Genomic DNA, 21,072 nt, shown 5'->3' with positions numbered 1-21,072 from the left:
CTATACAGGCTTAGTCACTGCCTCTAATTTCGCTTTGCGTTGCTTACGACTTTGGCGGTACGAATCCCAACTGAATAACGCCAAAGCGCTCCAAATACAGGCAAAGGTCACCACACGCTCAGCATCAAATACCTCACCATAAAAAGCCACGGCAAGCATAAACATTAAACTTGGACCAATGTACTGAAAAAAGCCTAATGTGCTGTACTGAAGGCGTTTTGCTGCACCGGTAAAACACAACAGTGGTAAAGTTGTCACCACTCCTGCACTTATCAGTAACACGTTAATATGCCAATCATTTGCAGTTAAATCAGAGCTTGGCGAAGGCGCCATAAACCACCAGTAAATAAGTGCAACAGGTAATAAAATAAGTGCTTCGAGCAATAACCCTGGTAATGATTCAATCGGCAGCTTTTTGCGTAAAAGACCATAAATAGCAAACGAGCCAGCTAGCGAAAAAGCAACCACAGGAAATGATCCAAAGCTCACTAATTGAAGCAACACACCACAAAGCGCGAGGCCTACAGCAACGCCTTGCCATTTACGCAGCCGCTCACCTAAAAACAACATACCAAGCAACACATTTAGTAGCGGGTTGATGTAATAACCTAAACTAGCATCGAGCATGTGATTATTGTTCACCGCCCAAATAAATAACCCCCAGTTAAAGCCAAGTAAACTTGCTGTTATTACCAACATCAAAAGTAATTTAGGTTGCCCAAGCACAATTCGAATACGCTGCCATTGATGACGAGCTGCAATAATAAGAAGTAAAAATAACACCGACCAAATAACACGGTGCATTAAGATCTCAAAAGCAGAAACCTGCTGAAGAAATTTAAAATAAATGGGTGCAAGACCCCACATAAAAAAGGCTAAACAAGCGAAAATGACACCTTTTCGCTGCTCAATGTTGGTAGGCATAAGTTTGGCTTTATAGTTTAAAAGCGCTATTTTACGCCCCCTAAACAGTGACGCAACCAAAACACGCTGAATAAGCCCATGTATTTACTTCTTAAAAGGGACTGCCATTGTTGCAAAGTAACGCCGTGATATTAAGCTCCTGTGAAGCGCTGAATTCTGCATTTTGAGGTCGTTTGGGTATATTGCTAAAGACATCGCTATAAAAAACCACTAAAATGCTCGGCGATGAATACCAATACCGCAATGTCCAACACACCCGTTCGATCACCACAAGCCGTACTCAAACAAGTGTTTGGTTACAAGGACTTTCGTGATGGCCAAGAAGCGATTATAGCCGCAGCGCTAGACGGCCAAGACTCGCTTGTACTTCTACCAACGGGTGGAGGCAAATCATTATGCTATCAAGTACCCGCTTTGATCCTCGATGGTGTTACTGTGGTTATCTCGCCGCTTATATCCTTGATGCAAGACCAAGTTGCCCAACTAAGAGCGCTCGGCGTGCAAGCGGCCTACATCAATAACAGCCTGCCTTTTGAAGAGCAACAAGCTGTCTATCAACAATTACACTACGGCCAAATTAAGCTGTTATATGTTGCACCAGAAAAAGTATTACAACACGAATTTTTAGAGCGCTTGAGTCATCTTAAACTCGCACTTTTTGCTATTGATGAAGCTCACTGTGTGTCGCATTGGGGGCATGACTTTAGGCCGCATTACTGTCGGCTAAACGAGTTAAAGCAACGCTTTATGCACGTGCCCATGATGGCCCTTACAGCAACGGCAGATAAAGCAACTCGTTACGATATTATTGAACAACTTCAGCTTAACCACCCTTACGTGCACACTGGTAGCTTCGATAGACCTAACATTCGTTACACCATAGAAGAAAAATTCAAACCTATGGTACAGCTGCTTCGATATTTAAAAGAGCAGCAAAATCAAAGCGGCATTATTTATTGCACCAGCCGCAAACGGGTTGATGATGTAGCCGAAAAACTTGCTGACGCAGGGTTTAATGCCGCCGCCTACCATGCAGGTATGAGCAATGAACAACGCCAATTTGTGCAATCGGGCTTTGCCCGTGACGATATTCAAATTGTGGTTGCGACCGTTGCCTTTGGCATGGGGATTAATAAACCAAACGTACGTTTTGTGGTGCATTACGATATTCCAAAAAGCATTGAGGCTTACTACCAAGAGACCGGTCGTGCAGGTCGTGATGGTCTGGCTGCAGAAGCGATAATGTATTTTGATCCGGCCGATATTGGTCGCGTACGCCGCTTTTTTGAAGATATTGAAGACGAGCAACGGCGTCGTGTTGAAGAGCAACGCTTTAATGCTATGGCCAGCTTTGCCGAAGCACAAACATGCCGCAGACAAATTTTGCTAAATTACTTTAGTGAATATAAGCGCGAAACCTGTGGTAACTGTGATATTTGCTTAAACCCACCGACTAGCTTTGATGGCACACTTGTCGCACAACAAGCTCTCTCGTGTGTGTATCGTGCAGAACAACGTTTTGGTATTGGCTATATTGTTGAGTTACTGCGCGGCGCAAACACTAGCCGTATTCGTGATAACAATCACCACCAGCTAAGCACCTATGGCATAGGAAAAGAGCATAGTGTGGAGTTCTGGCTAAGTATTTTAAGGCAGCTTATCCATCAAGGGTTATTAAGCCAAGATATTACCCAAGGCTCTTCATTACGCTTAACCGAAGCCGCCCGTGCGGTGCTTAAAAGTGAGTATGCACTGCAACTTGCTGAACCTCGCCTACAAGCTAAGCACGTTTACCAAGATAAACTTGCTCAGTTTAATTACGATAAAAAGCTGTTTGCAAAATTACGTGCCTTACGTAAAGAGTTGGCAGATGCTGATGATGTACCACCTTATGTGGTATTCAATGATAAAACTCTCGCTGAAATGGCGCAGCTCATGCCAACCAATGACAGTGAGTTTTTGAAGGTATCAGGTGTTGGTTTCACTAAGCTCAATAAGTACGGCGAACCGTTTTTAAATACCATTCGCGACTATCTTGCCGCTAATTAGGACTGCTATGACTGAACTAAGCTATGATGCTGAGCATGAAATCATTCTCATAACGTCAAGTGAGCTTCCACACGACGAAGACTTTGAACTTTGGGCAACCCTTTTCTTACACGCTCCAGCAATAACAACCGCCGACTTTGATGCTGGCGCTGATCGTCATCAATTACGCTTTCACTTTACAGATCATAGTTTTAATCTAAACTTTGAACATTACAGTGAAAGTATTTGGATTAATGCTGAAGGCATTGAGGCCAGTGCAGTTTTACCGCAACTTTATCAATATTTAGTCATGCAATTACAATAATAAGCTAGACTTTTTTCCACGCTTAGTATGTAGTAGTTGCACAGGACATACTCAACTAAGGGTGTAAATGGGATTTAAGCAGTCGCACTTTGTTGCTAGGCTAATAACACTATTACCAATCTGTATAGCAGCCAATGTTCATGCAGAGCAGCTATTAACTGACGATAATAATTATTGTCAAAACCAGCGCACGCTTAAATCGCAAGATAATAACTTACGCCGCCAACTCGATGCAGACAATCCACTCCCCGATGCTGCTAATAACCGTAAAATAGTCGCCATTGAACTTGAACAGCTAAACGTCTTTAACACTGAGCTAGAAGAAGAAAATAACTTTTTATTCCGGTTTGCCAATCGCGCTCACATGACGACTGAGCCAGAGGTAATACACAGCGTTTTATTGTTCGAAGAAGGTGATGTTTATAATCCACGTAAATTACTAGAGTCAGAGCGGTTACTGCGTAAACAAGGCTATTTATATGATGCACGTATCAACGCAAAGCTCGATTGTGATGGCAACGTCCATGTAAAAGTAATTACGCGCGATCTGTGGACTTTATTACCAGAAATAAGCTTTAGCCGTAGCGGCGGTGAGAATGAGTCGAGTATCGGCTTTCGCGAGTCAAACTTTTTAGGCTGGGGTAAACGAGTGTCATTTAGCCGCACCCGTGATGCTGATCGCACTGGTTACCTATTTGTGTATGACGATCCACATATATTCTCTAGCCGTTATCAAGGCCGTTTAGAATACTCAGACAACGATGACGGTAAACGTCATTATCTCGATGTAAGCTATCCGTTTTTCTCGATTGATACGCCCTACAGCTACGGTGTGACAAGTTACTCTGATCAACGCCGAGAGTCACTTTACTATCGCGGCGATGTAGTTAGCGAATTTGAGCAAAAGACCATTTTAAACCGTGCTTACTTTGGTCACTCATCACAACTTGGCAATAGCTGGACTCAGCGTATCAAACTCGGGGTAGAAAATCGTAAAGATACTTTCAAGGCCATATCATTAACGAATTTACCTATCGCTGAAGATAGAACGCTGAGTTACCCTTACGTTAGTGGTCAATGGTTTGAAGATCACTACGTTAAGGTAAGAAATTTCGATAGCATCTACCGTACTGAAGATTTAAACCTTGGTTGGAATATCCACGCCTTACTCGGTTATTCGAGTAAAGACTTTAGCGACGATGCCAGCCGTACTATTTATTCGTTATCTTTATCAAAGGCGCATTACTCTGGAGACAACCAATTGTGGCGCTTTAAAGCAGACCTAGATGGCTACTGGAATGAAGAAACCGATGACGTCGAAAACCTGTTTGCCAGCACGCAGTTACAGTATTACCTCAATACCACACTAAGACAAAGCTGGTATGCCAAAGCCCGCCTACAATATGCAGAAAATCTCACTGCTGATAAGCAACTCACGATTGGTGGGGAGAATGGCCTGCGTGGATACCCGCTTGACTACCAAGTTGGCGACCGCAGCTTTTTAGTGACTTTAGAGAAGCGCTACTACTGGGAATATGACTTACTGCAATTGTTTAAAGTGGGTGGTGCCGCGTTTTATGATATTGGTAGAGCTTGGTATAACAACAAAGATAATGGCGATAACGGTAACGTGCTGCAAAATGTGGGAGTGGGCCTTCGCTTAGCGCCAAGCCGTGCCAATGCCGGTACGGTAATTCACCTAGATATTGCCGCACCAATTAACAAACAAGATGATGATATCGACTCTGTGCAGTGGCTAGTAACGGTTAAAAATACCTTTTAAAGTAGTGTTATTGTTTAGCTAAAAAGCTAAAATCGAAACGTAAAATATTAACTTAGGAACCCTTTTGGACTTCGTCGAATTCTTTAACGAGCAATATCATTTAATCGTGACTGTTATCGCGGTTTTGCTTTACCCGCTGCTTCGTAAAACCACCAAAAAACTGCTGTTAAAAGCAATTAAAGGCAAAGCTGATCCGCATCGTGAATACCGTGCTGAGCTGTTGCTCAATATCATTCTTGCCATTGTCATGCTGTGTTTAGTATTGGTTTTTTGGGGTATAGAGCTACGCGGCTTACTAGTACTTGGCTCATCCATTTTTGCCATGCTAGGTGTCGCGCTTTTTGCAGCCTGGTCGTTACTAAGTAACCTAACAGCCTTCTTGTTGATGTTTATTCAAAACGACTGCCGCGTTGGCTTTTGGGTGAGAGTAATTGATGGTGCAAACTTCTTAGAAGGCCGCATTATCGAAATGGGACTAATGAACGTGGTACTTGAACACGTTGATGGTCACAAAGTGATTTACCCAAACAACATCTTTGTTACCCGCCCTGTGATGGTCCTAAAAAACCCACCTACGGCAACCAAAGCGCCAACCATAAAACGTATTTTAGGTCCAAAAAAGTAACGACTTAAAGTTAACGAGATGCTTGCTAAAGAGGTGTTTTTTTCTGCTTCCATAGGCGATTAATATAAAACTAAATAAAATGACTAAAGGGTGAAATAACACAATGTGAACAACACTTTGCTCAGTAAAAAAGCCGTGCGTAAGTGAAATAGCAAGCGTGCATAAGCCTGTATAAAATAGAAAAATTTTCATCTTTGATCCTTTAGTCATTCTTACGACAATTAAGTAAGTAAAAAAACTATAAACCTTGTACTTGCTCTAAGGTCAAGTATTAGATGGGGGCAGGCGGATACAAAAAAGCCAAACAGGTAGTTTGGCTTTTTGAATTACAGAATAGGGTATTAGTTATTTAATTCTGCGGTTTTTAACTCGTCTTCAATATCACTTATTTCATCAATAAAGTTTTCGAGCTGTTGTTCAACTAAGCTGTTTGCGTGAGCAAAGTAAGCAAGATGGAATACGGCATCCCCCTCGTTTACAAGCGGCATGGTTTGTTGACCAATGACAATACCGCTGCGTGGCGCTAGTAACTCAAGCTCAGCATCACCAAGAGGGCTGCTAATATAAGCTAGAACCTGCCCTTTCATTACTCGCTCACCGAGTGACACTTGTGCACGAACAATACCGTCAACTTCAGCGCGTACCCAACTCGTCGAGCTTGCAATAATCGGCTCTGGTAGCTTTTTAGCACGCTTGCCACGCACCATTTTTAAATGGCGCATGACATAGTCAACACCTTGCACACCAGCTGCAATGGCTATTGGGTCAAAGCGTAGCGCTTCGCCGGCTTCATAGGTAATAACGGGTATTCCTAAATTGGCCGCTTCACTGCGCAATGAGCCATTACGAAGTGACGCGTCAATCACCGCTGGAGTACCAAACGCTTTTGCCATAGCCGCCGTTGCAGGGTCGCTCAAATTGGCACGAATTTGTGGCAAGTTAGTTCGGTGAATTGCACCTGTGTGCAAATCAATAATATGCGTACAATGCATTGCCACCTGAGTAAAAAACGCATTCGCCATTCGCCCTGCTAACGAGCCTCGTGTTGAGCCCGGAAAACTGCGGTTCATGTCACGGCGGTCTGGTAAATAGCGTGACTTGTGAATAAAGCCAAACACATTCACAATCGGTACCGCAATAATAGTACCGCGCAATTGCTCTGGATCGATTTTAGCAAGCAGCTGCCTAACAACCTCAACACCATTGAGCTCATCACCGTGAATTGCAGCACATACCATTAATACAGGCCCTTGCTGCACACCATTGACGACTTCAATTGGAATATTTAACGGCGAGTGGGTGTAAAGCTTGGCAGCTTCAATCGCAAATGTTTTACGTTCGCCAACACCAACCGTATCGCCTAAAATTGAAAACGGTGTATTTTTCTTAACCTTAGCCACGCACTTTTCCTTTTAATAGAGCGCTTATACCAAAAGACCTAGCCTTTACCACGCGTTGCTGTTCTTTTTGATGCCGCTGTTTTTTCAATAAACTCAACGATCATGCCAGCAATATCTTTACCAGTTGCCACTTCAATACCTTCAAGGCCTGGTGATGAGTTAACCTCCATCACCAATGGTCCACGTGCAGAGCGAAGTAAATCAACACCTGCCACGTTTAAGCCCATTGCTTTAGCAGCTGCAACCGCTGTTCTTCTTTCTTCAGGAGTAATGCGAACCAACGTCGCGCTACCACCACGGTGTAAATTAGAGCGGAACTCACCTTCTTGCGCTTGACGCTTCATAGCAGCAATTACTTTGTCTCCTAAAACGAAACAACGAATGTCCGCACCACCGGCTTCTTTGATGTACTCTTGCACCATAATATTGGCTTTTAAGCCCATAAACGCTTCAATTACACTTTCTGCAGCTTTACGTGTTTCAGCTAATACCACACCAATACCTTGGGTACCTTCAAGTAGCTTAATAACCACTGGTGTGCCACCCACCATGCTTAATAAATCTTTTACATCATCAGGTTTACTTGCAAAGCCTGTTACTGGCATACCCACACCTTTACGTGAAAGTAGCTGTAATGAACGTAACTTATCGCGCGAGCGAGTGATCGCCACTGATTCATTGACAGGGAATACCCCCATCATTTCAAACTGACGTAATACCGCACAGCCATAAAAGGTCACTGATGAACCAATACGCGGTACGATAGCGTCAAAATCTTTTAAATTTTCACCGCGGTAATGGATTTCAGGCTGCTCTGAATTGATGTTCATATAACAACGAAGTGCATCAATTACTTTCACTTCGTGACCACGTTGCTCTGCTGCTTCAATTAAGCGACGTGTTGAATATAAATTTTGGTTGCGAGATAAAATACCAAGTTTCATAGTTAAAAACCTTAACTGATAAACTCATACACGTAACAACGTGTGATAAGTCCTTTTCCTATAATAAATGAGATAAAGCCGGATCAACGACTATGCGATTTTCCATTGCTGTACGCCCTAACAACATTCTAAACTTCATTGTTGAACGGTTACTTAAAGTCACCCTTACAGGCCAGCTTTGGGTTCCTGCGACTAATTTTGTTTCAATAAAGTAGCGTAGCTCACGCTGACCGCTTGAACTGGTCACATACTTACGCTCAACTACTTTGGCGCGACACTCTACCGTTGTTTCTACATCGTCTTGTAGAGGATGGGTAGTAAATTTCACCCATGCTTCGCCATTTTCTGAAAATTCCTCAATGTCAAAAGCATGAATACATGAAGTTCTTGCTCCGGTATCAACTTTTGCTTTGATTTTTTCTATTCCCAGTTCAGGCAGGCCAAGCCATTCTCGCCAGCCAACAATAATTTTTGCGCTCATTAATGTGCCCTCTATAAAAAAGTGTCTTATACGCTACAGAGCTAGAAACACCAACGAAATATATTTATCCCCTCGATAAATCGATTTCATTAATATAGTCTTGACTATACTAATGTATATACTCAACTATATCGCACTATTTGTAAAACGAGAGTTCAATATGATCAATGGGTTACTTCATGTCTTAATCTTAGACGAACAAGGCGGTGCACGTGCTATTGAAAATAGTACTGAGCTGCAAAATTGGCAACCCGAACACGGAAAACTTTGGGTGCACATGGACTACAGTCAAGCTGAAGCCGTTGAATGGCTTGAGCAAAGTAATTTATTAACTGATTACGAACTTGAGTCGCTTATTGCCGATGAAACACGCCCGCGTTTAAGTAAAGTCACTAATGGTAATATGCTGTTTTTACGTGGAGTTAACTTAAACCCAGCGCAAAGTCCAGAAGACATGGTCTCGCTACGCTTGTTTATTAACGAAAGCATTGTGGTCACAACCCGTAAGCGCCGTTTATTATCGGTGCAAGATATTGTTGAATCGTTCGATGGCAGCAATGGTCCTTGCACAATTTCTGAGTTAGTGTGCCAATTAGCGCAAAACCTAACCTCGCGTATGCAAGCTGTTATCGACAATTTAGATGACACACTCGATGGATTTGAAGATGAAATTGATGAACCAAACAAAGGCTTTGATCATCAATCATTAGCACAAATTCGCCGCCAGACAATCGCGTTAAAACGTTATCTACGGCCACAAAAAGAAGCACTTATTACTTTGTTAAACAACAAGTATAAGTGGTTAGATGAAGACGATAAGGCACGCTTAAACGAAACAACTAATATGTTGATCCGTTACTTAGAAGAGCTAGATAGCTCAATTGAACGCGCGCAAATTATTCAACAAGCAATTACTAGCCAAGTATCTGAGCAACTAAATCAGCGCATGTATGTGATGTCGGTGGTTGCTGCATTGTTTTTACCACTTGGCTTCTTAACAGGCTTATTAGGTGTAAACGTAGGCGGTATTCCGGGCACTGAAAGCCCTTACGCATTTAGCTTGTTTATTATTTTCTTGGTGGTGCTAACCGTTGGGATTGGCATTTACTTTAAAAATAAAAAATGGCTATAGCTCGACAACCTTTTTAATTAAATCAAGGCGGATGGCATGTTCGCCTTTTTTTGTTGCCAAAATCAGGTGCTCGCCATCGGAGTTGAGTATTTTGAGGGTCTCAGCTTTTCCTTCTAACTGCTCACCAGATTCTAAGGTAATGCGTAATAAAGAGTTATGCATGCACCATAATTCATATTTATCGTAGTCGCCACAGGCGATAGGTTGATAAGTCATTAGCTTTTTGAGATTGCTGAAGGAATAAATCGAGCTTAGAAGATATTAAAGTGAAGAGCAAATGGCGCTCTCGGCAGGGATCGAACCTGCAACTTAGCCTCCGGAGAGTGGCATCGCTAAATATTATTATTAGGTGTTAAGTGGTTTTGTTTGTAATCCATTGATTCATTGTACAATATTAATAAAACATTCAAGAGTCGTTTAACGCCAATTTAGAACTATAGTCACAGTCAAGTCACAATCCCAATCAAATAACTGGTCGCTATATGACCAAATTTGACCATCACTAAAATAAAAAGCACAATAAAATATGGATTAGGGCAAAGGGTAGGCCATGGCAGTTACTAAAAAAATTAGGTCAATCAGTTTAAGGCACTGCAGTCTTTCGTGTCATGAATTAGCTCGGCCAGCGTACGCATTAAGTAAAGATCTGAGGCACCAGATTAGCAACAGGCTACTGCCGCAAGAATTTATCATACTATCTCAAACATTAGAACCTGTTCACGTTATTGAGGCCCCCAACAATTCGTTCGAGTTTTTCGCAGGTTGGCAGTGGCTTGATGAATGTAAAATCAGACAATTGCAAGACATAAGCATAATTATTCATAAACATATTCCAAGCGGCGAAATAGTGAAAACTGCTTGGGCTTATCAGTTATGTAAACATTCCAGCGATCTCCATCGAAGTAGCAATCTTGCTCAACTAACTGAACTGCTTGATAAGATACCCTCGAACATAAAGAAGCAACTCCTAAACGGCTCTTATTCATCTTCTGCTTTGAAAACAGTTTCCAACCTAACAAATGAATCTCGTTCTGCGATCCGCAACCAATTAAGAAAAACAAAAATTACTAAAACTGAAACAGAGCATAAATCTGTATTAAATGAGCTCTTAAGGAGTAATTAATGTCAATTTATTTACTACTAGAAGAGCCAAAGACTGATAGGCCTGAGTACACAAAAAAAATACTCATACAACAGGTTGGGATGACAATCAAAACAATCCAACAGATTTCACCAAATGTGTATGATGACGAAATCCAAGCTCTTGAGTTACCTAATGACCTAACAGTAAGTTTGCAAGATAAAGGCACATTAGAAGCCATTTTTTCTGAAATAAAAAAAAGTGGTCTACTTAAAGAACAAGCTTGCAATGCCTTTATCCTATCGACCTATGCGCTAACAAGTGATGAGTTCACAAAAGGACTAATTATTCAGGCAAAAATAATATTGGCTGCCTCCACCCTTATTAAGCTTGATAATTACTATGGTGTTATTAAAAGAGCACTAGATGCTATTCGGCTTCTATTTACCGACAGGTTTTGTGCAAGTCTATTACCTGAGTTGCCAGATTTCGCTCTTGATAATAGTAGTCTCATAAAAGAACTAATGCTCCTTAAAAATAAAGGTCGCTATGGGAGTCATCACTTAACTTCGATTATTGCATTGTTAAAAAACTATCACAATAAGGCGCCACGTTATTATCCGCGAAACGTAAAACGTAAATCTGGTACAGGGTCAAACCCGAAAAGACCTGATTATGCGCCCGCTGAACCAGCTTATATGAGTGATAAAGATGAAGATAACCTAACCGAATTTACAATATATCCTTTGGAAAATGACGAGAATGATATCAATATCGACGACTTGGAGCACATAGCAGATCAGCAGTCGGCAAAGCGATTTTTTGCAATCAACTTAATTGCACCTGATGAAGTAATGCATTCTTTATCACTTCAGAACCAACTGGCTAAAGCTGCAGCAAACAACATTTTCAGGCGAGAAAAACAACTTACTTGTGAGTATAGGCAACTCACGCGATTTGAAATAACCTGCTTGGTAGAGCACTGCATGAACTATGTAGAGGCTGATGATAATTGCGCTTACCTTCTGACTTGTTTGCTAATTGGTAAGAATCTTGAAGAGATTAAATATAACAATCATTCACTCGTTATTAAAGATAATGGTCCATTTAAAAACCAACCTGTATGGTTATATAAACCGAGCTTACCTGAACATAAAGTTGATACACCTCTTGAAACCTTGCTAAATCGTTCTATCGGGAAAGTGATTATGAGCTTGCCGAAACAGTTAACCTCGGCCTTATCAAAATTACTAACAACCACAATAGATCTAATTCAAATTAAAGATTCTGTGCAATGTATTATCGATACAATAAATAAAGAAAAGCATACTAGGCTGACACTTCCACGAATTATTAACTATCTTTCCTATTTTATGAACAGCAAAGGTGTTGATGCAACAGAAATCGCTTTGCTATTAGGGAAAAGTATCCAGCAAGAGCCTGGGTGCTCATACTACCAAGTCAACGTGGGACAGTTGCTCCAACTTCACCAGAAATTTGTAAAAAATGTATTGGTAAATACCAATCAATTATTTGCGAATGAAATAAACCAACCAACAGAGATAACTGTTGGCAGTCAGCTACAAGTTAAATCTGATACATTAGCAAAGATGTTTGCGCTACTTCACGACCGTTTATCGGTACTTAGAAATATGAAATGGAGCGCCCTAGAAGAATTTCATAATATTTACACCATATATATCCTATATATGCTTAATCTATCCACTGGACACAGACCCGTCAGGCACCCCTATGAAACCCTAAACTGCTTCGATTTCAATGCCGGTACCTTGTATATATCCGATAAAGAAGTAAGGAGCTCACTTTCTGCTAGGGTTGTCGCATTACCGAAAATTGCCATTGACCAGTTACTCTTTTATAAGGCGCACCTAACCAATATCCTGTCATTTATCACGAACATTAAAATCGAAACAGGTAAACAAATTCAAAATGCTCTCACAGCTGAGGGCCCGTTATTTTTCTTTTTAAATGATTTGAATTTTATAGCCGTCACCCCTGCAAACTTAGAGGTTTACAGTAGAGATATTTTGCCTTTAAAGCTTAATTGGCACCGACATTTCATGCGTACCTGGCTGCGTAAGAACCGTATCCATGGCCATTTAGTGGATGGGTGGATGGGGCACATCAGTAGCTGTGGGGATGCGCTCAGCAGATACAGCGGAATTTGCATGGCTGATTTGAAGGACATCGCAACAGTTATTAATACACTTTTGGTTGATGAACTCAAAATTAAAGCGCAAGCCCCCTGGAGTTCTCAATAATGACGGAAGCAAATGAGAAAAAAACATTATTTGGCGCCAAAGAACGAGCTCACAAAAGAAAAAAACACCAACAAGCGATAGAAAAACATACTCATTATCTTATTGCCGATTTGCTACCAGAGTTGACTAAATCGCATGTAAATATAAGTTCAGAACGCTACAAAAGGCAGATAGTCAAATTATTACAAAAAATTGAAGTAGATAACACATCGATAACTGATCTTAGAATTGCCCGAAATTACCTTGCCAAATTCATTAATGATGGTAATAAAAATGAAAAATGGTTATTGGATGTCCCACCCTATATACAAAGGGTTCAAAGAGAAAAACCATTAAGGACTGAAAAGTGGTTTAAACGCAGCAAATCATTAAACCAATGGGTAGAACAATGGTTTGATACGTTAGAAAAAAGAAGTGCCACTGAAAAGGCAATTACATCAGAGCAGGTACTCGCTAATACTTTAATCTCGGCCGCTATTTTTGGAGGCGTGTGTATTGCTGAAGCGCTTGTATCACTAAGAAAACAGCTGCTTGAAGATAATAAACCGCTTACTCAAACGGCAGAAACTATCTGGCTCGACTTAACATTTAACGCCAAAGCTCAGGCGCATAATGCTTTTCTAAATGAACAACCCATCACTTTACGTCGTTGGTATCCTGACAATTTAACGCTTGCCTGGATAAACCATTTTCTAAGCCTAAGAAACTCCATTAAAGCTGATGAAGTACCTACGGCTTGGCAGTTAGTCAAAGATCAACTTACACACATAGACCCGTCTATCAAAAAGACTGTAAAAAGCATGCGGCAGTTTGCTGAGTCTGCGGTCGGCGTTACTGAGCAGTTAAACTGTGTAAGATTAAATCAAGCAATGGTTCAATATCTGGTTGGTAAAGTTCCCTCCGCCTCATTACCTCAGTTAAACCATAACATACTTGTTGCACGACCTTCCTTTACTGTCATCAATAATGTCCTAGATGAATTAACTCGTATTCCTGCCGCAAACAAAACGCCTCAATCCCGTAACCATACAGTTCTGGTAAGCAATTATGAACGCGTTGTTACAATGATCAGATCTTGCCTATCACCTATACAAAAAGGCTCAAATAAAAATACACCTAAAGCTGCAATAGCTCAGCTTCAAAAACTGGAGTCAAATCAACACCCAAAACCACTGTCCATGCTTATTGAGTGGTTTATCAGTTTGCTTGCTGAAAACAAAAAAGTTTCAACCGTTTCACGCTATTTCTCCGCAATTGGTAAACCATGGCTGGCAGTAACTGCAACTATCGATATAGACGATTTGGATTCCGAAGATTTTGAATCCCTTTACCGCGATATTCTAGATATCCAACTCAGTGAAAAAAACCGCCATTATATGGCTGGCAGGTTTAATCAATTTCATTTGTATCTTAGTCGTAATCATGATCTGCCGCTATTAACGAGCTCTTTAGCTGATGCAACCTCAAAGAGTCATTCATTTATCAAAGCTGCCTTTATACCCGAGCAAGCATTTGAAGTCTTTATGCAATCTATTGGAAAAATGTCAGCAACCTATAGAAGAAAGCAAATGCTCCAGTGCTTGTATGTAATCGCATTTCGCTGCGGACTGAGGCGTGGTGAGTTACTAAAACTTAGACTTCAAGATGTTGAGTCTTCACCTGATCGCTGGTTATTTGTTCGCAATAACAGGTATGGTAATAACAAATCCTCTAGTGCTCTGCGAAAAGTTCCGCTGTCAGTACTTATGAAAATGGAGGAGTCCAAACTCTTTGAAGACTATTTAGCTTATAAAAAATCGCTTGATAATAGCAGTCAAACCCTGCTGTTTTCTCATGAGCAAAGTGTCCATATTCCTTTGGATGGTAACTACGTCAGCACATTAGCAAAGATGCTATTGTCAAAAATTACTGATTTCCCATTTATCTTTCATCATTTTCGCCATACCACCCTTTCCAGGCTCCAAATCATCTTGGAAAATGATAAAGAATTAATTAAAGAAGTCATCAGCTACCCTGAAGATCAAATTAGAGAAATAAAAAGAGCACTAGGTGGTTTTGACAACCATGAAGTTAAGCGAGACATTTACTGGGCTTTAGCTGGTTTTGCTGGGCACTTAACACCAGAAACAACATTCAACAATTACCTGCACTTTACAGATCGCATAGCGTCCAATAAATTAAAAGACACCCAACACCTTTTATCTATTAATTTATTTAAACAAATTTCAGGTCTTTCGAGCAACATTATCAGCCGCACAATAGGTGATAAAGATGTGCCGGAAAAACACATAGAAATCAATTTTTTTGCAACTACCTTACATAGGAGGCTAGAAAAATATAGTCAAAAAATTCTCCTTCCTGAGAGGAGTTTAAACGACAAACACAATAGTCAAATCGAAAAGGATGTTTATCTACGAGACCGACAGGCACCATCTGCCGAGATATGTCTCGCTGTGCTGCAAGCGGCAGAAAAAAAAGCAACCATAAATGAGTTGGTGTTTAGATTTAACCTTGATGAAGAGCTCATTAGTCGGTGGATAATTAAAGCAAAAGACACCTCTAATCTAATAACGTCAAAGAATAAATCTCGGATATTTTCCCGGTACAAAGCCGAAACACCAATAGGTGAACCTTTAGCCCCATCAACACCTCAATCTAATGAGGAACTGTTAGAAGCAGACTTAGCTATTGCAAAACTCAGATCTATTTTTAAGCAGAATAAAAGTAAGATCAATTGGTGTATCAATTATTTTATTAACAATACCAATACTTCAAAACCAGGTATTATTTTTTCATCCCCTGAAGAGCTAGAGCGCTATCTTGACATTTTAGTTCAAATTTTCCCGAAAAACCGTTGGCGATTAAAATTATCACCTGCAAAAAGTAAAAAAACTTCTGAGTTGCTAAAAAAATGGAAAGCAAAAAGCCACCAAATCCCAATCATGTTGGATACCAACAGAGTAATAGGGAAAGCAAGGTATCCGGAGGGGAAATTGATTTTAACATTATCGCACCCATCAGAAGATAAGCTCATAAAAAAACATAAAGTAAATCAGTACAGCACCAATGTACTCACTTATATATTTCATTTGCTCAGGATAATGATTTGATTGGAGTTATAAAATAATCTTTTTTATTTTGGCGATAAAATAAATAGTGCAGTACAAGTTTTCATCAAAAATTTGCATTATTTGTACTACATATCAAAACTTTAATATACTTGGTCCATCTCTTGCCATACCAGTTAACGCGAGCCCTACGACTTCAGCCTCAGCATCTAACTTTTTATCTTGAATATAATGAAGAAGTAACTCCGACGATTGCCTAAACTCTACGCTTGCTATGTAAGCAACTAGTTTATCTCTCACAGTAAAGTCACTTTTAAACATATGCATAACTCGAAAACCATAAATTAAATATGTTTGAGCAAACTCATCTGAAAGTATAGACCCTGCAAATTTATTCATAGGAGATAGAGAGCGCCCCAGCCTCAACATACTGATAGGACAACCAAAAGAGCTAAAGTACTGTAGAACAGCCTGTGCCTTTGCATGAGTAGCAGGATCTAACTGATAGCCTTCAAAAGTCTTTTGCGGTCTTACCATTAACTGGGTAAATGGCTCACCTACATTCAAATAAAGCTCTTTTTTTAATGCTTTTAACAACTTAGAACCTGCCACTTTTTGAAAATCACAATTAATCAAGTTCATTCTAACCTCCAACCGTTTCACGTAGCACTTCTGTAACGTTCGAAAATTGTGGAATGAATCCCTCTCCATAGTCATTTTCAGCATTCATTCTATCAACTTTTTGTAAATACTTTGCAACCTGAGTTTTAGGTTTGAAGCCATACCTAGCTTTGGGTGAATAACAAGTCCATGCATGCCTCAGATGGTTCGCAACATTTGGAGCCAAGCTTTCCAGCTTCTTAAGTTCATTAGAGCAAACTTCAAGAGTTAACTGACTGTGATCCACTAACTTACCGATTTCTGTTCTTCGCATTGATGACGTTAAAGTAAGCGTTTTACCAATATCATGTAATAACGCGGCAACAACAGCGATATCTTTTTCATGCGAATTTAAGTCACCTACTCCCAAAATATCCCATGCTATTTCAACAGAATGTCTCAATAATCCACCAGGATAATTATGATGATAATTAAGACTCGCAGGGCACTGCAGATACCTTACTCCCACTGACTTTTGTAACAATACAGACCTAATAAAGGATCTTAGATATGGGTTTTGTACACGGCTTACGAGAACGATGAGAGCGTCAAAGTACTTTGGCAAAGGACATTGCGATCTTGGTAGATTTGACAGATCTTCTCCAAGCTTATGTGAATGGTTACATTCCAATAAATTCTTACACTTAAAGTAAGCACTACCATGAGTCTGTAAAAGAGCAGCTTCAACATGCACTATGCTATGGGACTTAAGTTCAATACTCATCAACTCTTGAGAGTTACAATAAACATTAAAATCACCGGTGCCATCAGATAAAGTCAGAACCCAACATTTTTGGCCAATGGAGTCTTCCTTTATAGTTATATTACTTAAATAGTAACGACCCATAAATCTTTTAAATTCAATAACATCAGATAGTAATGGCTGTATAGAGTCAATTTCAAAAGTTTTCATAATCAAATTCCTGAAGTAATAAAAAGTATAGCTTTATCGGCTTGGCTTTAAAATTTTGCTGAAGAAACCATCAGCTGCAGAACCGTCTTTCCTAGTTAAATTTGGGACATACCTGCTATATGTACGGAATAGCATCTCAGTATTTGCATGCCCCATTTGATTAGCTATCCACTCAGGGCTCTCACCTGAAGCTAACCACAAAGTTGCTGCGGTGTGCCTCATTTGATAGGGAACCCTTCTTTCAATTCCTAACCGCCTAAGCAATGGGTACCACACACTTTTTGTTACCCAATTATGATCGAGAGGTTTTCCATTCTTGTCACAAAAAACATATTTAAGATGCCCTGTTCGTTTTTTCATACTCATCATTGCTCGAAGCACTACATCACTCATTTGAATTTCACGCTGACTGAAGTCATTTTTCGTATACTCTTCACGACCAGAAACTAATGTTTCTCGAATTAAAATAACACGCTGCTCAAAATCAACAAATTTCCACTTAAGGCCATCAATTTCTGCAGTACGCATACCCGTAAAAATTCTAACTGTAAAATACTCTTTAAAGTCTTCACGTACATTCTCGAGGATCAACGCAATTTCATTCGTAGATAAAGGCTTTATATGATGCTTAGGCCCTTTCAATGGCTTTATACCTTTGTAAGGAGTTATAAAATCATATCGATCCGCTGCTTCTTGCAAAATCGACCTCATAACTTTCATATGCCGATTTATATGATTTGGAGAGAACAAACCACCGCCATTTTTTTTCAATTGTGTTAACTGCACTCTAAAATTGAGTAACTGTGATTTTGATATTTCATTTATTGGCATCTCTCCAAAAAACGGTATCAACCTGTTAAACAATATATTTCGAATCGTTGCGATATAACTTTTCCGCCATTGAACTTGCATTTCAGTAAACCAAAGTTCAGCAAAGTCCTTAAATATTGGAAAGCTAGCATCAGAGTTTTTTAAAACCTCTTCTGCATACTTGATCTTTTTTAATCGAGAACTATTAGGAAACGTTTTCGCGTAATCAAAGCACCCTAATAAAATCTCAGCCTCAATTTTATCGAGTAACTTTTGAAGCTTTTTTCTATTTGCAGGTGTGTCTTTTAACTCAGTTTGCTCTCGACATCTTTGATTTCTATACCTGAAATCGAGGTACAATTTTCCTGAGCCACGTGAATTAATACTACCCATGACAAATACCTCCATTTGACATTGGAATTGCCATAGCTTGTAAAGAAAATTTACACATATCACGCTGTATAGCCCCCCAGTCGTATAGGATCTTTCGCCCTCCAAATGGGCGTATGTAATGAACCCCCTCCAGCAATACCGAATCTTTCAATTGCTCTCGAATAGTTCGACAGTCATATTTAATAAGTTTTGATAACTCTGATGTAGTTAAATAAGTAGATGTTGATTGCATAGTATTCACCTAATTGTCATGCTAATATAAATGACAAAGGTTAATTCAGAAAACCTTTTTGTCATCCTGAATAACATTATGCACCCGCAGATGCATTTGCCAATGACTTTTTGTCATTTTAGGTGACAAAAAGTTACTTTAGAGGTTAAATGGTGTGATTAGATGTAACTTAGCTCGCCTAATGGGCGAAAGGAAAATGAAAGTTATGGATGTTGCCAGAGAAACGGGGCTACATAGAAATACAATAACTCTTCTTTACAAAGAAACAGCACAACGTATTGATTTAGAAGCTATTGATAAACTCTGTGAACTTTTCGATTGTGAGGTTGGCCAGCTTTTGGAGAAAATTGATTGATACCTGAGTACCGAAAAGCTGAAGGGGATCTCTCAAGTAACATAGCGCTAAATTCTCAAAAGGTGTTTGGCTTAGCAGCAAAGAAGCGATGAAGCACCTTAAAATAAGTGCTTGCGAATTAATGCACCGCCGCGAGCGAGGTTTGCTAAAATTTGAAAAACGCGGTCGCGCTTATTTTTATTATATACATGCATTATAGATACAAGAGCTGTACCTTCTTTTATTACTGCTTTAACATTTTCAGCTGTGATCACCCCATTAGCATTTGGTTTGACAAGTGAAATGTCATAACCTAGTTTTTGGAAGTAATCGCAGATTGCAAAAATACATTTGTGCTCTATTGATGAAATCACAATGTGTTTTTTAGTTTTTAGGTTTTCATCTCCAAGCAATAAACTTTTAAAAGCTATATTGTTTGATTCTGTTGCACCACTGGTGAAAACTATTTCACTTGGAAAGCCCCTATTTCATCAGCTAGCAGCTCTCTTACATCATTGACCTTGGCTAAGGCTAATTCACCTAATAGGTGACTAGAGGCAGAATTCGCATAACAGTTTTCAAATGCGTGCATTAGTTATTCTTTAACTTCAGAAAGAAGTGGGTAAGATGCGGCTGAATCTAGGTATATCATAATGCAACTCCTTAGCTAGATGTAAAATGTGCTAGTTAGAGTATTAGATTAACACTTTTAAAAATTAATGGTGAGTTTAAGTCAACGTTTTTAACTTGGTCACACTCAGGTCACCATTTACTTGAATGTTAGTATTTACTATCAAGAAAAGGTTGGGGAGCAAATGGCGCTCTCGGCAGGGATCGAACCTGCAACTTAGCCTTAGTAAAAACCTATACCCTGACAATCGATTATAGGAATAAAATATGCCTAACCTTTAAATTATTAATTACAGGTATACCCTAAATATTTAATACTTATGATTCCCTTTTATTTGTATCACCACTTTGAGAAAAAACTATAGTCAACTAATATTTAAATGAGAAAAAAGATTTTCCAGTTGTCGTAAGCTATTTTAACTTTTAAAAAATAAGATACATTTTTTAAAAAGCTAAACTACACACTTTAAGCAAAAACCTTAACCTGCTCTCTTATTATACCCAATTCAGATGTGGATTAAGAAACTTAAAGCTATAAAAATAATGCCCGAAAAAAACCAAACTCCACAGTACTTCACCCAATAATTACTATTAAGATAAGTGACATTAGGATTGTTAGAATCAATTAAAATTGTACAATCAATCCCATTTTTAAACTGGGCTATAAGCTGCTGATCAAAAGCAACAAAAACACTATAAAAATTACCTTTGAATTTATAGCTGACTAATATCTTCCTGTAGTGCAAAAGCTCTAAATTGCGCACGTTATTATCAATTACATTGTTAATGTTTACAATTTCACAAACTCGCCAATGGTGCTTATCATAACGAATCCTGAGCCACCTTATAAATGTTAGTAAGCTCAACATAACAAAACAAAGCCCTAGTAATAAAAGTAATAAGCTACTCATTTTTTAATGACTTATAAATATAATGTGCAGTTATAAGATCACTTAACGCTGTGCCAACAGACTTAAATACTGTTATATCGGATTCACATTTTCTCTCATAGTTATTTTTTTTAGCT

Annotated in this window: 20 protein-coding genes; 9 read left to right on the top strand and 11 right to left on the bottom strand. The window is 39.4% G+C overall.

Annotated features, from left to right (window positions below; all coding sequences use genetic code 11):
• On the bottom strand, positions 1-924 hold the full coding sequence (rarD, locus tag CWB80_RS17675; protein ID WP_054554213.1) for an EamA family transporter RarD: 924 nt from the start codon (positions 922-924) through the stop codon (positions 1-3).
• A gap of 225 nt (positions 925-1,149) precedes the next feature.
• On the opposite strand from rarD, the gene recQ reads away from it, so the two are divergent.
• The 4 genes from recQ to CWB80_RS17655 all read left to right on the top strand — a co-directional run bounded on the left by recQ (position 1,150) and on the right by CWB80_RS17655 (position 5,685).
• Positions 1,150-2,973 carry a DNA helicase RecQ gene (gene recQ / locus CWB80_RS17670; RefSeq protein WP_138601124.1) on the top strand — a complete coding sequence of 608 codons (1,824 nt, stop codon included), beginning with the start codon at positions 1,150-1,152 and terminating at the stop codon, positions 2,971-2,973.
• Positions 2,974-2,980: 7 nt separating this feature from the next.
• Positions 2,981-3,277: a DUF3630 family protein gene (locus CWB80_RS17665; protein ID WP_138601126.1), complete on the top strand. Its 297-nt coding sequence runs from the start codon at positions 2,981-2,983 to the stop codon at positions 3,275-3,277.
• A gap of 67 nt (positions 3,278-3,344) precedes the next feature.
• Positions 3,345-5,060: a BamA/TamA family outer membrane protein gene (locus CWB80_RS17660; RefSeq protein WP_138601129.1), complete on the top strand. Its 1,716-nt coding sequence runs from the start codon at positions 3,345-3,347 to the stop codon at positions 5,058-5,060.
• Between the two features lie 64 nt (positions 5,061-5,124).
• Complete coding sequence (locus CWB80_RS17655; RefSeq protein WP_095209703.1) at positions 5,125-5,685, top strand: mechanosensitive ion channel domain-containing protein; 561 nt, start codon at positions 5,125-5,127, stop codon at positions 5,683-5,685.
• Positions 5,686-6,026: 341 nt separating this feature from the next.
• Here CWB80_RS17655 and CWB80_RS17645 read toward each other — a convergent pair whose 3' ends face one another.
• Genes CWB80_RS17645 through CWB80_RS17635 form a run of 3 tightly spaced genes read right to left on the bottom strand, consistent with a single transcriptional unit; the run spans position 6,027 to position 8,510 of the window.
• Entirely contained in the window at positions 6,027-7,085 is a 1,059-nt protein-coding gene (locus tag CWB80_RS17645) for a succinylglutamate desuccinylase/aspartoacylase family protein (protein WP_138601134.1), read from the bottom strand.
• Between the two features lie 38 nt (positions 7,086-7,123).
• Positions 7,124-8,029 (bottom strand): 30S ribosomal protein S6--L-glutamate ligase, encoded by a 906-nt coding sequence (gene rimK, locus CWB80_RS17640; RefSeq protein WP_054554209.1) that lies wholly within the window; start codon positions 8,027-8,029, stop codon positions 7,124-7,126.
• Positions 8,030-8,087: 58 nt separating this feature from the next.
• Positions 8,088-8,510, bottom strand: coding sequence for an ATP-dependent zinc protease family protein (locus CWB80_RS17635; RefSeq protein WP_054554208.1), 423 nt, complete (start codon positions 8,508-8,510; stop codon positions 8,088-8,090).
• 160 nt (positions 8,511-8,670) lie between these two features.
• Between CWB80_RS17635 and zntB the strand changes: the two genes are divergently transcribed.
• A complete protein-coding gene (gene zntB, locus CWB80_RS17630; RefSeq protein ID WP_138601136.1) occupies positions 8,671-9,642 on the top strand; it encodes a zinc transporter ZntB in 972 nt (323 codons plus the stop codon).
• On the opposite strand, the gene CWB80_RS17625 is transcribed toward zntB, so the two are convergent.
• Positions 9,637-9,858, bottom strand: coding sequence for a Rho-binding antiterminator (locus CWB80_RS17625; protein WP_138601139.1), 222 nt, complete (start codon positions 9,856-9,858; stop codon positions 9,637-9,639). The two genes, zntB and CWB80_RS17625, sit on opposite strands and share 6 nt — an antisense overlap.
• A 334-nt stretch (positions 9,859-10,192) precedes the next feature.
• On the opposite strand from CWB80_RS17625, the gene CWB80_RS17620 reads away from it, so the two are divergent.
• Genes CWB80_RS17620 through CWB80_RS17610 form a run of 3 tightly spaced genes read left to right on the top strand, consistent with a single transcriptional unit; the run spans position 10,193 to position 16,115 of the window.
• Positions 10,193-10,765: a hypothetical protein gene (locus CWB80_RS17620; protein WP_119853805.1), complete on the top strand. Its 573-nt coding sequence runs from the start codon at positions 10,193-10,195 to the stop codon at positions 10,763-10,765.
• Positions 10,765-13,005 carry a hypothetical protein gene (locus CWB80_RS17615; RefSeq protein ID WP_119853806.1) on the top strand — a complete coding sequence of 747 codons (2,241 nt, stop codon included), beginning with the start codon at positions 10,765-10,767 and terminating at the stop codon, positions 13,003-13,005. The genes CWB80_RS17620 and CWB80_RS17615 overlap by 1 nt, the downstream gene beginning before the upstream one ends.
• Complete coding sequence (locus CWB80_RS17610) at positions 13,005-16,115, top strand: tyrosine-type recombinase/integrase (RefSeq protein WP_119853807.1); 3,111 nt, start codon at positions 13,005-13,007, stop codon at positions 16,113-16,115. The genes CWB80_RS17615 and CWB80_RS17610 overlap by 1 nt, the downstream gene beginning before the upstream one ends.
• A gap of 93 nt (positions 16,116-16,208) precedes the next feature.
• Here CWB80_RS17610 and CWB80_RS17605 read toward each other — a convergent pair whose 3' ends face one another.
• Genes CWB80_RS17605 through CWB80_RS22985 form a run of 4 tightly spaced genes read right to left on the bottom strand, consistent with a single transcriptional unit; the run spans position 16,209 to position 19,081 of the window.
• Complete coding sequence (locus CWB80_RS17605) at positions 16,209-16,715, bottom strand: hypothetical protein (RefSeq protein ID WP_138601142.1); 507 nt, start codon at positions 16,713-16,715, stop codon at positions 16,209-16,211.
• Between the two features lies 1 nt (position 16,716).
• Positions 16,717-17,646: an HD domain-containing protein gene (locus CWB80_RS17600; RefSeq protein WP_138601145.1), complete on the bottom strand. Its 930-nt coding sequence runs from the start codon at positions 17,644-17,646 to the stop codon at positions 16,717-16,719.
• A gap of 33 nt (positions 17,647-17,679) precedes the next feature.
• Positions 17,680-18,849 (bottom strand): site-specific integrase, encoded by a 1,170-nt coding sequence (locus tag CWB80_RS17595; RefSeq protein WP_119853810.1) that lies wholly within the window; start codon positions 18,847-18,849, stop codon positions 17,680-17,682.
• Positions 18,842-19,081 (bottom strand): hypothetical protein, encoded by a 240-nt coding sequence (locus tag CWB80_RS22985; RefSeq protein WP_119853811.1) that lies wholly within the window; start codon positions 19,079-19,081, stop codon positions 18,842-18,844. Before CWB80_RS22985 ends, CWB80_RS17595 begins: the two co-directional genes overlap by 8 nt.
• A 154-nt stretch (positions 19,082-19,235) precedes the next feature.
• Here CWB80_RS22985 and CWB80_RS17585 point away from each other — a divergent pair, with 154 nt between their 5' ends.
• Positions 19,236-19,436, top strand: coding sequence for a helix-turn-helix domain-containing protein (locus CWB80_RS17585; protein WP_119853812.1), 201 nt, complete (start codon positions 19,236-19,238; stop codon positions 19,434-19,436).
• A gap of 98 nt (positions 19,437-19,534) precedes the next feature.
• Here CWB80_RS17585 and CWB80_RS22980 read toward each other — a convergent pair whose 3' ends face one another.
• Together CWB80_RS22980 and CWB80_RS23135 are read right to left on the bottom strand one after the other, a co-directional pair.
• Positions 19,535-19,846 carry an aminotransferase class V-fold PLP-dependent enzyme gene (locus CWB80_RS22980; protein ID WP_502705014.1) on the bottom strand — a complete coding sequence of 104 codons (312 nt, stop codon included), beginning with the start codon at positions 19,844-19,846 and terminating at the stop codon, positions 19,535-19,537.
• 32 nt (positions 19,847-19,878) lie between these two features.
• Complete coding sequence (locus tag CWB80_RS23135) at positions 19,879-20,007, bottom strand: hypothetical protein (protein ID WP_280530088.1); 129 nt, start codon at positions 20,005-20,007, stop codon at positions 19,879-19,881.
• Between the last annotated feature and the right edge of the window lie 1,065 nt (positions 20,008-21,072).

It is taken from the genome of Pseudoalteromonas sp. S1650 (assembly GCF_005887195.1).
Taxonomy (GTDB): domain Bacteria; phylum Pseudomonadota; class Gammaproteobacteria; order Enterobacterales; family Alteromonadaceae; genus Pseudoalteromonas; species Pseudoalteromonas simplex.
This window is presented reverse-complemented; position numbering and strand designations above follow the sequence as displayed.